Consider the following 12,592-nt stretch of genomic DNA (forward strand, 5'->3'; position numbering starts at 1 on the left):
TTTCAGCAATTTTAAGTTACAGTTAAGTTAAGAAAATTAAAATAATCTTAAATAAGTTACCAATGTGTAAATTACTATTAAGAAAGTATAAAATAATAGTTCATGCTTTGATTATTGAAACGCTTGATGGTAAAATAACTAAGGTTGCTTAAAACAAACATTTTTTAGTAAAAAGTTAATATAACAATGTTGATTTTTGGTGAGGAAAAATGAAGAAAATTAAGGTAATGGTTGTTTTTGGAACTCGTCCAGAAGCAATTAAGATGGCTCCGCTGGTTATTGAACTGAAGAAGCAGGCAGCCCTGTTTGAAACAACAACGGTTGTGACTGCTCAGCATCGTCAGATGTTGGATCAGGTGCTTGAAACTTTTAAGATTAAGCCTGATTATGATTTGGACATTATGGGGAAGAATCAAACCCTGACAGATATTACTGTCAAGATTCTGCATAAGCTGGATGATATCTTAAAGGAAAACAAGCCAGATATCATGCTGGTGCACGGTGATACGACAACGACTTTTGCGGCTAGTCTTGCAGCATTTTATAATCAAGTTCGTATCGGCCACGTGGAAGCTGGTTTGCGGACTTGGAACAAATACTCTCCTTTCCCAGAAGAGATGAATCGTCAGATGACAGACTCTTTGACAGATTTGTATTTTGCGCCAACAGATCAGAGCAAGGCTAACTTGCTCAAGGAAAACCATCCAGCAGAAACGGTTTTTGTGACAGGAAATACAGCTATCGACGCTCTTAAGCTGACAGTCCAGGCTGATTATCAGCACGAGGTGCTTGACCGTATTGATCCAGCTCGCAAGATGATTTTGGTGACTATGCATCGTCGGGAAAATCAAGGCGAGCCGATGAGAAGGGTCTTTCGAACTCTGCGGCAGATTGTAGATGCCCATGATGATGTGGAAATTGTCTATCCCGTTCACCTGAGCCCAGCGGTTCAGGAAGCAGCCAGAGATATTCTGAGTGACAATGAGAAGATTCATCTGATTGAGCCTTTGGATGTGTTGGATTTCCACAATATCGCAGCTAAAAGCTACTTTATCATGTCAGACTCAGGTGGAGTACAGGAAGAAGCGCCTTCCTTAGGTAAGCCTGTACTGGTACTTCGTGATACAACAGAGAGACCAGAAGGAGTTGAAGCCGGCACATTGAAGCTGGTTGGTACAGAAACTCAAGCAGTAGCAGAGGCGATGGAAACCCTGCTGACAGATGAGTCACTCTATCAAGAGATGGCTCAAGCCAGCAATCCATATGGTGATGGCAAGGCTTCTGAGCGGATTGCTCAAGCAATAGCTCACTATTTTAAGCATACGGCTAGGCCGGAAGAATTTAAGACAGGAGTAAAAAATGTTTAGGAAAAAAGGACTAGAAAAATCATTAGCAGTCTTTGTACTGGCAATTGGACTAATTCTTTTCTACAGTTGGAATTTTGCAGCTAACATATTTTATATCGGAATCGCACTGATTTTATTAGGTATTTTTAGTGTCTTTGTCCTATCTGATCTCTTGGTGACCTGGGCTATGATTTTAGGTGTAGTTATTGCAACCCTGGTCTTGCTCTTTGATGTAACTTATCTGCCGGATAATCAGATTCTCTTCTTGCTCTATGTCTTCCCTGTCAGCGCTTGGCTGACCAGCCGAGTGAATTTCTATCTCCATCAGCGCTTGGGATTAGTGCAGGATGACAGTGAAGATGCTGCTGAGGCCTATGATGAGCTAGTTAAGAAAGTGCATCTGGAAGAAGCTCCAGCCTTTCAGGCCTTGCTAGTCCATTGGGCGCACAATCATCATTTTTATCAAATTCACTCTCGGGAGTACAAGCGGATGCTCAAGAGAATTTTACGACTACTCAACTGGGACTTCCAGAATGTAGAAACAGTTTACTATGTATCCAATGGTAACTTTCTCGTTCTGGTAGAAGATCTGGATCAGGAAGTCAAGGAATATTTCCAAGAAAAAGTGCGTGCCGATTTGACGACAATGCGCTTTGAAAATAAGAAAACTGACCAAGAAATTCAGTTTCAGTCTGGCAGCTTAAAACTGAATGCTCAAAATATTGATAAATTCCATAATTTTGACGACGCTTTGAGCAATCTGGAGCGTCAGCTTGAAACCGACATTATCGTAGAATATTAGGAGGTAAACTCATGTCTTTAACTGAAGTATTTTTTATCGTATCTATGGTGCTAAGTATCTTTTTTGCTATTAGTTTTTTTGTCCTCTTCATCTATTATCTGGTTATCTACAATCGGGTTAATAAAAATTTTAGGGCGGTGACTCGTCATGATTAGTCAGCTTATTATGATTATCACCCTGTTCTCCATCTGGATGTCTCTGGCTTGGGCTTTGGTTATCCTATGCTCTTCAGTGCATTTCTGGATGAAGCGCAGTGACTTCAATGTGGATACCAGTCCCTTGGAGCATTATCCTATGGTTACAGTCGTTGTTCCTGCCCGCAATGAAGATGTGGTTATCGCTCAGACGACCAAGGCTATTCTGGATTTGGATTATCCTCACGACCGAGTGGAAGTTCTGCTCTTTGCGGACAACTGCTCGGATGATACTTATCAGGAAATGCTGAAAGTACAGGCTATGCCTGAGTATGCTGGACGCAATGTTATAATTACAGACCGTACAGGTACGGGAGGTAAGGCTGGGGTGCTGAATGATGCCCTGAAGATGGCCAAGGGCGAATATATCTGTGTCTACGATGCGGATGCTATGCCAGAAAAGAATGCCCTCTACTTCCTAGTCAAGAAAGTCTTAGAAGATCCAGAACGTCACGTTGCTTCCTTTGGACGCAATAAAACCCGTAATGCCAACCAGAACTTCCTGACCCGTTGTATCAACCAAGAAATCGTTGTAACTCAGCGTGTTTACCACGTAGGTATGTGGCATCTCTTCAAGATTGGACGGATCCCAGGTACGAACTTCTTGATTAACACTGAGTTTGTTAAGAGTATTGGTGGTTGGAAAAATGGTGCCTTGACAGAGGACACGGAAATTTCCTTTAAGATTATGCAAAGCGGCAAGCTGATTGCCTTGGCTTATAACTCAGAGGCTTTCCAGCAAGAACCTGAGACCCTCAAGTCCTATTACTTGCAGCGTAAGCGCTGGGCTAAGGGGAATTACGAGGTGATTATTGACAACTTCAAGCATCTTTTTAGCGGCGGTAACTGGCGCGTGAAGTTAGAAGTTTTCAATTATTCTTGTATCTTCTTCTGGTTCAATCTGGCGATTGTCTTATCTGACTTGGTTTTCTTTGCCAATGTAGCGGCGATGATTACCCAGCTCTTTATACCGGATGTGCGGATTCCTTTCGCTTTTGATGCTCAGAATATCTATATCGTCCAGCTGATGCTCTTTAACTGGCTTCTGATGATTTTGCTTTATCTTTTGCAGATCAATATTGCCCTGGCTTCTCAGTTTGGACAGGCGACTACCAAACAGATTTGGCTGGCCCTTGTGTCCTATTTGACTTACTCTCAGCTCTTTATCGTTGTCTCTTTAGATGCAGTAGGATCTGTTATCTTGGACAAGATTTTGAAGCGGAAAGAAACCAAGTGGGTTAAAACAAAACGATTTGCAGGTTAGGAGAAAGTGTGAAAAGAACAAGATTAAGATTTATTTGGTTTGTGATAATTCTGGCTGTCTTGGCTAGTATCCTCTTGTACACCCGCATGGGCAGTACTCCGAACATCAAAAAGAATATATACAGCCAATGGTCTAAAGAATATGTCGTAACCAAGGACAAATTGTCTTATATCAGGACGACAAACAGTAAGACTGAAGATGTTGTGCTGTCTGAAGCACAGGGTTATGGCATGGTGATTGCTGTGGATGCAGCTAAGCAAGGCGATGCCAGTTCGTCTGATTTTGAAAAGCTCTACCAATATTATCTAGCTCATCGTCTGAAAGATACCCAACTCATGTCTTGGAAACAAACGATTAAGGACGGAAAGAGCAATCATGAAGACGAAAACAATGCTACAGACGGCGATCTCTACATCGCCTATGCTTTGATTCAGGCGGCTAAACAGTGGCCGGACAAGGCTAAAGAATACCAAGAACAGGCTCAGGCTATTCTGAAAGATGTCTTGGCTTATAACTATAATGAAAGCAATGGCGTTTTGACGGTTGGGAACTGGGCAAATGCAGAATCGAAATTTTATAATCTCATGCGGACTTCTGATACATTGCCGCAGCAGTTCCAAGCTTTCTATGAGTTGACCAAAGATAAGCAGTGGCTGACAATCCGAGATAACATGCTCAGCAAACTTGAAGCAATCAGCGCTGATAACAAGACTGGTTTGATACCAGACTTTATCTGGGTTGACGGTGACAAAGTTCGGGCTGCTGAGCCTGATACGGTAGAATCTGCAAATGATGGCTATTATTCTTATAATGCCTGCCGACTTCCTTACAACCTGGCTCAAAGCAAGGATGAAAAAAGTCAAAAAATGCTGAAGAAGATGTTGAGCTTCTTCCTCAATCAAGAAAAGATTTATGCGGGCTACAACCTGAAAGGCAAGGCTCTCAATAGCAATCAGGCTGGCAGCTTTACTGCTCCAGTATTCTATGCGGCTAACAACAATATAGAATTCCGCAAATTGGTGCAGCAAAATAAATATCTCTTCATGCAAGGTTTACCGTCAGATAATTACTATGACGCGGCTGTGACGACGATGATTGCTTTAGAAACTTTATAATGCAGAAACAAGTAAGATGAAAATTTTGCTTAAGATCATGCAGACAATAGGGTGGGACAAAACGGTGTTTGTCCCACTTTTTTGGAGGAAAAACCTTGCGATTTTTTTCACAAACTGTTAAAATAAAATGGAAAACATTCATCATAACATAACAATAGAAAGGATAGCCTATGAAAGCCTATACTTATGTTAAGCCGGGACTTGCCCAGTTTATAGATGTTGATAAACCTGTCGTACGCAAGCCAACAGACGCTATTGTCCGTATGGTTAAGACCACTATCTGCGGGACTGATCTTCATATTATTAAAGGAGACGTACCTGCCTGCAAGAGCGGTACTATTCTGGGACATGAAGGCATCGGTATTGTTGAAGAAGTTGGTGACAGTGTAACCAATTTCAAGAAGGGCGATAAGGTTCTGATTTCCTGTGTTTGTGCTTGTGGCAAGTGCTACTATTGCAAGAAGGGCATTTACGCCCATTGTGAAGATGAAGGTGGATGGATTTTCGGGCATTTGATTAACGGGACACAAGCGGAGTATCTGCGCGTGCCGCATGCTGATAATACTCTCTATCACACACCGTCTGATTTATCAGATGAAGCCTTAGTCATGCTGTCAGACATCCTGCCAACAGCTTATGAAATAGGAGTTTTAAAAGGTAAAGTAGAGCCTGGATGTACAGTAGCTATCGTTGGCTCTGGGCCAATTGGTCTCGCGTCTCTGCTGACAGCTCAGTTTTATTCTCCGTCAAAGATTATCATGGTTGATATAGATGAGAACCGTTTAGACACAGCTATGGCTTTTGGTGCGACGGATAAGGTCAACTCTGCAGACCCTGAAAAAGCTGTGCAGGCTATCTTTGACTTGACAGATGGACGTGGAGTTGATGTAGCCATTGAAGCAGTAGGTATTCCAGCTAGCTTTGATCTTTGTCAGAAAGTTATTGCTATTGATGGAACCATTGCCAACTGTGGGGTACATGGAAAACCTGTCGAGTTTGAGTTAGATCGGCTCTGGATTCGCAACATCAATGTGACGACCGGGCTGGTATCTACCAATACTACTCCTCAGCTTCTGAAAGCCCTGGAAAGTCATAAGATTGAGCCAGAAAAGCTGGTGACTCACTATTTTAAACTGAGTGAAATCGAAGAAGCTTTCAAGGTTTTCGGCCAAGCTGCGAACCATCATGCCATTAAGGTTATTATAGAAAATGACCTCTCTCCAGTCCAATAAAATTCTTAAGTTGTCTTTTGCCTATCCCTTTTAATCTTTGGTTAAAAGGGGTTTTTATATTGTTTTCTGATTCTGAGCAAAATAGTTTTGTTCGCCAAAGAATTTATATATAATATACGGTACAAAGAGAGGACGAGTATGTATTGTGTAATTGAGATGTACGGGGACTATGAACCGTGGTGGTTCCTGGATGGCTGGGAAGAAAATGTCATTGCAAAGAAGCACTTCGATGATTATTATGAAGCCCTTAAATATTATAAAAGCCGCTGGCTGCAGATGGCAGAGCAGTCACCTTTGTATAAGAGCCGTAGTGATTTAATGACAATTTTTTGGGATCCGGAGGATCAGCGCTGGTGCGAGGAGTGCGATGAGAATGTTCAGCAGTACCACTCTCTGTTTTTGCTGGAGAATGAGTGCAAGATTCCTAAGAGCAAGTACCGGCCAGGCTATACTAAGCAGAACGGCCTTGAAAAGCACCGAGCTTGCTCAGTCAAACTAAAATCCGCTAAGCCTCTTTAAATCGACAGAATATATTTTGCAAATCTGATAATAGAGCAGCAGAAGAGACCTAACTTGTTAGAAGTTAAGTTTCTTCCGCTGTTTTTTCTTTTTCTGGATTTTTTGCGAATAGTAAGGTGAGGAGGATGTATGGTTCAAGAAATTGCAAAAGAAATGATTAGGCAGGCTCGGCAAGAAGGGGCTCAGGATATTTACCTCATTCCTAAGACTACTTGCTATGAGCTTTATATGAGAATTGGTGATGAACGTCGCTTTATAAAGACTTATGATTTTGAGCTTTTGTCAGCGGTTATCAGCCACTTTAAGTTTGTCGCAGGTATGAATGTTGGAGAGAAGCGCCGCAGTCAACTTGGGTCTTGCGATTATGATTGTGAGGAAGCCAAGGTTTCAATCCGGCTGTCGACAGTTGGTGATTATCGTGGTTTTGAAAGTCTGGTCATCCGGCTCCTGCATGATGAAGACAGGGAGCTACGCTTTTGGTTTGAGCAATTGCCGGAGTTGCGCAAGAAAATTCAGGCTCGCGGCCTCTATCTATTCTCAGGCCCAGTCGGCAGTGGCAAGACGACTTTGATGTACCATTTGGCTCAGCTTAAATTTTCTGGTCAGCAAGTCATGTCGATTGAAGATCCGGTTGAGATTAAGCAAGAGGCTATGCTGCAGCTGCAGCTGAACGAAACCATTGGCATGACTTATGATAGTCTGATTAAGCTGTCTCTGCGACATCGGCCGGATCTCTTGATTATCGGGGAAATCCGTGATCGAGAGACAGCTAGAGCAGTGGTTCGGGCAAGTTTGACTGGAGCTACGGTCTTTTCAACGCTTCATGCTAAGAGTGTTCGAGGTGTCTATGAGCGGCTTTTGGAATTGGGTGTTAGCGAGGATGAGCTAAGAATGGTGCTGCAAGGTGTGTGTTACCAGCGTTTAATTGGGGGAGGAGGTGTCGTTGATTTTGTCAGTCAAAACTATCAAGAGCACGAAGCCGCAGTCTGGAATCAGCAGATTGATCAGCTTTTTGCAGAAGGACATATCAGTGCTGAGCAAAGGCAGACCGAAAAAATTATCTACGCCTAAGCAGAAAAAGATTATTGAGCTCTTTCATAATCTCTTCAGTAGCGGTTTTCACTTAGCAGAGATTGTAGACTTTCTGAGGCGAAGTGCCTTGCTGGAGGAGATATATGTCACTGAAATGCGGGCAGGATTGTCAGCTGGTCAGTCCTTTTCAGAGATTGTCAGTCGACTGGGATTTTCCGACAGTGTTGTAACCCAGCTGTCCTTATCTGAGCTACATGGCAATTTGACTCTAAGTCTGGGAAAAATTGAGGCCTATCTGGAAAATCTATTCAAGGTTAAGAAAAAATTGATAGAGGTAGGAACCTATCCTCTCATGCTGCTGGGCTTTTTGGTCCTTATCATGCTGGGATTGCGCAACTATCTTCTGCCTCAATTGGACAGCCAGAATCTAGCTACTCAGCTGATTAATCACCTGCCTCAGATCTTTTTTTGGAGCATCCTTGCTTTAGCTGTCTTGGTTTCAGTGGCTCTCTTTTACTATCGAAAGTCATCCAAGATTCGTTTTTTCAGCAAACTAGCAGCTCTGCCCTTTTTTGGACGCTTGGTACAGGCCTACTTGACCGCTTATTATGCTCGTGAATGGGGCAATATGATTGGTCAGGGCTTGGAATTGAGTCAGATTTTTGCGATTATGCAAGACCAGCCTTCCCAGCTCTTTCAGGAAATCGGAGCAGATATGGCTGCTGCTTTGCAAGCTGGACAAGGCTATGCGGACAAGGTGGCTAGTTATCCTTTCTTTAAGAAAGAATTGTCCTTGATGATTGAGTATGGCGAGGTCAAATCCAAGTTAGGTAGTGAGCTGGAAGTCTATGCTGAAAAGACTTGGGAGGAATTTTTCCTACGTATCAACCGAGCCATGAATTTCATTCAGCCCCTAGTATTTATTTTTGTTGCCTTAGTGATTGTTTTACTTTATGCGGCAATGCTCTTGCCCATTTATCAGAATATGGAGGTTCATTTGTAATGAAAAAACTTAATACCTTAAAAGTTCAAGCATTTACCCTTGTGGAAATGCTGATTGTCTTGCTGGTTATCAGCGTTCTCTTGCTGCTCTTTGTGCCTAATCTGACCAAGCAAAAAGATGCTGTTTCAGATACAGGAACTGCAGCGGTGGTCAAGGTAGTAGAAAGCCAGGCAGAGCTGTATGAACTGAAGAATACCAATGAAAAGGCTAGCCTGAGCAAGCTGGTCAGCGCAGGAAATATCAGCCAGAAACAGGCAGATTCTTATAAGGCTTACTATGGAAAACACAGTGGCGAAACTCAAGCGGTTGCCAATTAAGGCTTTTACATTGCTGGAAAGTCTCTTAGTTCTTTTTGTTGTTAGTTTTCTACTACTAGTATTATCTGGCTCGGTCAGGGCTGGCTTCAATCAGGTTCAAGAGCAACTCTTCTTTTTAGAGTTTGAGAGGCTCTATCAGGAGACGCAGAGGCTGAGCTTGGCTGGGCATGATAAGCTTTCTCTCAAGATTTCAGGACGGCAGATTTCCAACGGTTATCAAGAGCTGGATTTTCCACAAACTTTGCAGGAGCATGAGCAGCAGGTCATTAAGTTTGACCGGGCTGGGGGAAATTCATCACTCAGCAAGATTATTTTTCAGACGGAGGACAGGACAGTTGTTTACCAGCTTTATATGGGCAATGGCAAGTTTAAAAAGACGACAGCTTCAGGCTAGCATTCTGCTGGAAGCTCTGATGGCCATGGCAGTTTTTGCGGCTATTGCCAGTCTGCTTCTGGGACAGATTAGCCGGTCTCGTAAAGAGCAGCAGCTCCTTCTGCAGCAGGAAGAGGTGCTTCGGGTAGCCCGTATGGCTCTGCAAACAGGACAAGAAGAGCTTCATATCAATGGAATTGCTGTAAGTCAGCTTAAGACAGATAAGCAGCTGCTGGTCTATCACGAAGGGGAGGTAGTCATCCGTGTCCAAAAACCTTAAAGTCAAGGCCTTTACTCTCTTGGAGGCTTTAGTAGCCTTGCTGGTTCTCAGTGGTGGAATACTGGTCTTTCAGGCTATGACCCAGCTCTTATCTTCAGAACTGCATCAGCAGGAGAATAATCAGCAGCAAGAGTGGCTTTTGTTTGCCGACCAACTGGAGACGGAGCTTTCGCGAAGTCAATTTGACAAGGTTGAAGACAATAAAATCTACATCAGACAGGATGGCAGGGACTTGGCCTTGGGTAAATCCAAGGGAGATGATTTCCGTAAAACAGATAAGAGCGGTCGCGGCTACCAGCCGATGATTTATGGTTTGGAAGCAGCTGATGTGCGTCAGGAAGGTAAGCTTGTCCATCTTCATTTTCGCTTTGAAAAAGGCTTAGAGAGGGAGTTCGTCTATCGTGTGGAAGAAGAAAGTTGAGGCAGGTATTTTACTGTATGCGCTGCTGATGGCCGCAGTCTTTAGCCTGCTCCTGCAGTTTTATCTCAACCGTCAAGTCAGCAGTCAGCGTTTGCAGCTTTTCAACAGGGAAAGGACAGAAGCCTATGCAATGGCAGTTCTGACAAAAGCTACAGCCAAGGATGATAGCGGTGAGATGGAGTTTGAGCAGGGCAAGGCGGTCTACCGTAAGAAAGGGAAGGAACTGGAAATCGGCAGTCAGTTCAGCAGCGGGCATTCCTATTCTTTTACTTTTAGTACTTCTAAGAAAGATGAGGATAAAGCAAAGGAAGACAAGAAACCAACTGACAAAAAAGAGAAAGCAATTTCGGACGAAGCTGGTAAGTCGGGCTAATATAACTGTAAAATCTTTGTAATTTTATATATCTTGGAATGGGGCCTTATTTTTGGTATGATAGGATGAACGGAGGATTCCATGAATTTTGAAAAGATAGAACAAGCTTATACTCTGATTCTCGAAAACGTCCAGAATATCCAAAACACTCTGGCGACCAATTTTTACGATGCTCTGATTGAGCAGAATGGCATTTACCTAGATGGAGATACTGATTTACAAGAGGTTCTGACCAACGATGAAAAAATCCGCGCTCTGCATTTGACCAAGGAAGAGTGGCGGAGAGTCTATCAGTTTATCCTGATGAAGGCTGCCCAGACGGAGCCCATGCAGGTCAATCATCAATTCACACCTGACACAATTGGTTTTCTGATTACTTTCTTATTGGACCAGCTAGCTCACGGAGAGGAAGCTGATGTATTAGAAATCGGCAGCGGAACAGGAAATTTGGCTGAGACTGTTCTCAATCATACCCAAAAGAAGATTGACTACTTAGGTCTGGAGCTAGATGATTTATTAATTGACCTTTCTGCCAGCATTGCAGAGGTTATGAATTCTAAGGCTCACTTTGCTCAGGGGGATGCAGTTCGCCCTCAGGTTCTGAAAGAGAGTGATATCATTATCAGTGATTTACCGGTTGGTTATTATCCAGACGACAGTATCGCCTCCCGCTATGAAGTGGCTAGTCCGGATGAGCACACTTATGCCCATCATCTCCTGATGGAGCAATCGCTCAAATATCTGAAGCCAGGTGGTTATGCTATATTTCTGGCGCCAAATGATCTCTTGACCAGCGCTCAAGCTCCTCTGCTGAAAAAATGGCTCCTAGCCAAGGCTCAGTTTATCGCGATGATAACCTTGCCAGAGTCTATTTTCTCAAGCAGCAAGCATGCCAAAACTCTTTTTGTCTTGAGGAAACAGGAAGCGAATAACATTCAGCCTTTTATCTATCCTCTGCGGGATTTGCAGGATCATGATGAAATGTTTGAATTCCGTCAAAGTTTTCAAAACTGGTACAAAGATAGTGAAATTCAAACAAAATTTTGATATAATAATTTTGAAAACGCTTAAAGAGGTGAAGAAATGTCGAAAACAATTTCTATTAATGCAGGAAGCTCAAGCTTAAAATGGCAACTCTACTTGATGCCGGAAGAAAAGGTCTTGGCTAAGGGCTTGCTGGAACGGATTGGTCTCAAGGATTCTATTTCAACAGTGAAATTTGACGGTCGTTCAGAAAAGCAGGTTCTTGATATTGCAGATCACACGCAGGCCGTAAAAATTTTGCTGGATGATTTGAAACGCTTTAATATCATTGAATCTTATGATGAGATTACCGGTGTGGGTCACCGTGTTGTGGCTGGTGGTGAATACTTTAAGGATTCAGCCCTCGTTGATGAAGAAGTGATTCAAAAGGTAGAGGAGTTGTCTCTTCTGGCTCCATTGCATAATCCAGCCAACGCTGCAGGCATCCGTGCTTTTAGAGAAATTCTGCCAGACATTACCAGCGTGGTGGTCTTTGACACCTCTTTCCATACAACTATGCCGGAAAAAGCATATCGCTATCCGATTCCGACTAAATATTACACTGAAAACAAGGTCCGCAAGTACGGAGCTCACGGGACCAGCCATGAGTATGTAGCCAAGGAAGCTGCTAAAATTTTGGGACGTCCGATTGAAGAACTCAAACTTATCACTTGCCACATTGGTAACGGAGCTTCTATCACAGCAGTAGACAAGGGCGTTTCTGTAGATACCTCTATGGGATTCACACCACTTGGCGGTGTCATGATGGGAACGCGGACTGGGGATATCGACCCAGCCATCATTCCTTACCTGATGCAATACACAGATGACTTTAATACTCCGGAAGATATTAGCCGCGTTTTGAATCGTGAATCTGGCTTGCTTGGAGTTTCTGAGAAGTCAAGTGATATGCGTGATATTCATGAAGCAATGCGGGCAGGTGATGCCAAGGCTCAATTAGCTAATGACATTTTTGTGGACCGGATTCAAAAATACATTGGTCAGTATCTTGCTGTCTTGAATGGAGCTGATGCTATTATCTTTACCGCAGGAATTGGTGAAAATTCTGTGACCATTCGTGAACTGGTTATTAATGGTATTTCTTGGTTTGGCTGTAACGTAGACCCAGAAAAGAATGTGCGTGGTGCAGAAGGTGTGATTTCCAGTCCTGATGCCAAGGTCAAAGTCTTGGTTATCCCGACTGACGAAGAATTGGTCATTGCGCGTGATGTCGAACGATTCAAAAATCAATAAAACAAAAAATCCAAAAGCTCAGTTTGACTGGGCTTTTTATATGC

General features: G+C 43.1%; 16 protein-coding genes. All 16 read left to right on the forward strand.

All coding sequences use genetic code 11. The annotated features are described in order from the left end of the window. Nucleotides 1-209: 209 nt before the first annotated feature. A complete protein-coding gene (wecB, locus tag RG608_RS07845; RefSeq protein ID WP_268687074.1) occupies nt 210-1,367 on the forward strand; it encodes a non-hydrolyzing UDP-N-acetylglucosamine 2-epimerase in 1,158 nt (385 codons plus the stop codon). Beyond that, the gene (locus tag RG608_RS07850; protein ID WP_268687073.1) at nt 1,360-2,148 is read left to right on the forward strand and encodes a hypothetical protein; all 789 of its coding nucleotides are present in this window, start codon (nt 1,360-1,362) and stop codon (nt 2,146-2,148) included. The genes wecB and RG608_RS07850 overlap by 8 nt, the downstream gene beginning before the upstream one ends. 11 nt (nt 2,149-2,159) lie before the next feature. Next, on the forward strand, nt 2,160-2,303 hold the full coding sequence (locus RG608_RS07855; protein WP_002928913.1) for a hypothetical protein: 144 nt from the start codon (nt 2,160-2,162) through the stop codon (nt 2,301-2,303). Beyond that, a complete protein-coding gene (locus tag RG608_RS07860) occupies nt 2,296-3,606 on the forward strand; it encodes a glycosyltransferase (protein ID WP_308946813.1) in 1,311 nt (436 codons plus the stop codon). Before RG608_RS07855 ends, RG608_RS07860 begins: the two co-directional genes overlap by 8 nt. Nucleotides 3,607-3,614: 8 nt before the next feature. Further along, nucleotides 3,615-4,721 (forward strand): glycosyl hydrolase family 8, encoded by a 1,107-nt coding sequence (locus RG608_RS07865; protein WP_268687072.1) that lies wholly within the window; start codon nt 3,615-3,617, stop codon nt 4,719-4,721. A 170-nt stretch (nt 4,722-4,891) separates the two neighbouring features. Further along, nucleotides 4,892-5,953, forward strand: a complete 1,062-nt coding sequence (locus RG608_RS07870; RefSeq protein WP_268687071.1) for a zinc-dependent alcohol dehydrogenase family protein — start codon at nt 4,892-4,894, stop codon at nt 5,951-5,953. Nucleotides 5,954-6,091: 138 nt separating this feature from the next. Next, the gene (locus RG608_RS07875; RefSeq protein WP_268687070.1) at nt 6,092-6,472 is read left to right on the forward strand and encodes a DUF1033 family protein; all 381 of its coding nucleotides are present in this window, start codon (nt 6,092-6,094) and stop codon (nt 6,470-6,472) included. A gap of 129 nt (nt 6,473-6,601) precedes the next feature. Further along, nucleotides 6,602-7,543, forward strand: coding sequence for a competence type IV pilus ATPase ComGA (gene comGA, locus RG608_RS07880; protein WP_268687069.1), 942 nt, complete (start codon nt 6,602-6,604; stop codon nt 7,541-7,543). After that, on the forward strand, nt 7,473-8,507 hold the full coding sequence (gene comGB / locus RG608_RS07885) for a competence type IV pilus assembly protein ComGB (RefSeq protein ID WP_268687099.1): 1,035 nt from the start codon (nt 7,473-7,475) through the stop codon (nt 8,505-8,507). The genes comGA and comGB overlap by 71 nt, the downstream gene beginning before the upstream one ends. Continuing rightward, entirely contained in the window at nt 8,507-8,824 is a 318-nt protein-coding gene (gene comGC / locus RG608_RS07890) for a competence type IV pilus major pilin ComGC (protein WP_002896769.1), read from the forward strand. Before comGB ends, comGC begins: the two co-directional genes overlap by 1 nt. Further along, complete coding sequence (comGD, locus tag RG608_RS07895) at nt 8,784-9,218, forward strand: competence type IV pilus minor pilin ComGD (protein ID WP_308946814.1); 435 nt, start codon at nt 8,784-8,786, stop codon at nt 9,216-9,218. Before comGC ends, comGD begins: the two co-directional genes overlap by 41 nt. Next, a complete protein-coding gene (gene comGE, locus RG608_RS07900; RefSeq protein ID WP_308946815.1) occupies nt 9,184-9,477 on the forward strand; it encodes a competence type IV pilus minor pilin ComGE in 294 nt (97 codons plus the stop codon). Before comGD ends, comGE begins: the two co-directional genes overlap by 35 nt. After that, a complete protein-coding gene (comGF, locus tag RG608_RS07905) occupies nt 9,461-9,898 on the forward strand; it encodes a competence type IV pilus minor pilin ComGF (protein WP_111676741.1) in 438 nt (145 codons plus the stop codon). Before comGE ends, comGF begins: the two co-directional genes overlap by 17 nt. Continuing rightward, a complete protein-coding gene (comGG, locus tag RG608_RS07910) occupies nt 9,879-10,271 on the forward strand; it encodes a competence type IV pilus minor pilin ComGG (RefSeq protein WP_308946817.1) in 393 nt (130 codons plus the stop codon). The genes comGF and comGG overlap by 20 nt, the downstream gene beginning before the upstream one ends. A gap of 81 nt (nt 10,272-10,352) precedes the next feature. Beyond that, on the forward strand, nt 10,353-11,318 hold the full coding sequence (locus tag RG608_RS07915; protein WP_308946818.1) for a class I SAM-dependent methyltransferase: 966 nt from the start codon (nt 10,353-10,355) through the stop codon (nt 11,316-11,318). A gap of 36 nt (nt 11,319-11,354) precedes the next feature. Next, nucleotides 11,355-12,548: an acetate kinase gene (locus tag RG608_RS07920; RefSeq protein WP_061592324.1), complete on the forward strand. Its 1,194-nt coding sequence runs from the start codon at nt 11,355-11,357 to the stop codon at nt 12,546-12,548. Nucleotides 12,549-12,592 lie beyond the last annotated feature (44 nt).

Origin of the sequence: Streptococcus sp. IsoGale022, assembly GCF_031142805.1 — a bacterium.
Lineage (GTDB): Bacteria > Bacillota > Bacilli > Lactobacillales > Streptococcaceae > Streptococcus > Streptococcus sanguinis_A.

Bases quoted from the DNA above. Each gene is read 5' to 3' on its own strand.
- RG608_RS07870 (WP_268687071.1), top strand. From the start codon at position 4,892: ATGAAAGCCTATACTTATGTTAAGCCGGGACTTGCCCAGTTTATAGAT.
- comGD (WP_308946814.1), top strand. From the start codon at position 8,784: ATGGAAAACACAGTGGCGAAACTCAAGCGGTTGCCAATTAAGGCTTTT.
- comGC (WP_002896769.1), top strand. From the start codon at position 8,507: ATGAAAAAACTTAATACCTTAAAAGTTCAAGCATTTACCCTTGTGGAA.
- RG608_RS07855 (WP_002928913.1), top strand. From the start codon at position 2,160: ATGTCTTTAACTGAAGTATTTTTTATCGTATCTATGGTGCTAAGTATC.
- wecB (WP_268687074.1), top strand. From the start codon at position 210: ATGAAGAAAATTAAGGTAATGGTTGTTTTTGGAACTCGTCCAGAAGCA.
- RG608_RS07875 (WP_268687070.1), top strand. From the start codon at position 6,092: ATGTATTGTGTAATTGAGATGTACGGGGACTATGAACCGTGGTGGTTC.
- RG608_RS07915 (WP_308946818.1), top strand. From the start codon at position 10,353: ATGAATTTTGAAAAGATAGAACAAGCTTATACTCTGATTCTCGAAAAC.
- RG608_RS07860 (WP_308946813.1), top strand. From the start codon at position 2,296: ATGATTAGTCAGCTTATTATGATTATCACCCTGTTCTCCATCTGGATG.
- RG608_RS07850 (WP_268687073.1), top strand. From the start codon at position 1,360: ATGTTTAGGAAAAAAGGACTAGAAAAATCATTAGCAGTCTTTGTACTG.
- comGE (WP_308946815.1), top strand. From the start codon at position 9,184: ATGGCAAGTTTAAAAAGACGACAGCTTCAGGCTAGCATTCTGCTGGAA.
- RG608_RS07920 (WP_061592324.1), top strand. From the start codon at position 11,355: ATGTCGAAAACAATTTCTATTAATGCAGGAAGCTCAAGCTTAAAATGG.
- comGA (WP_268687069.1), top strand. From the start codon at position 6,602: ATGGTTCAAGAAATTGCAAAAGAAATGATTAGGCAGGCTCGGCAAGAA.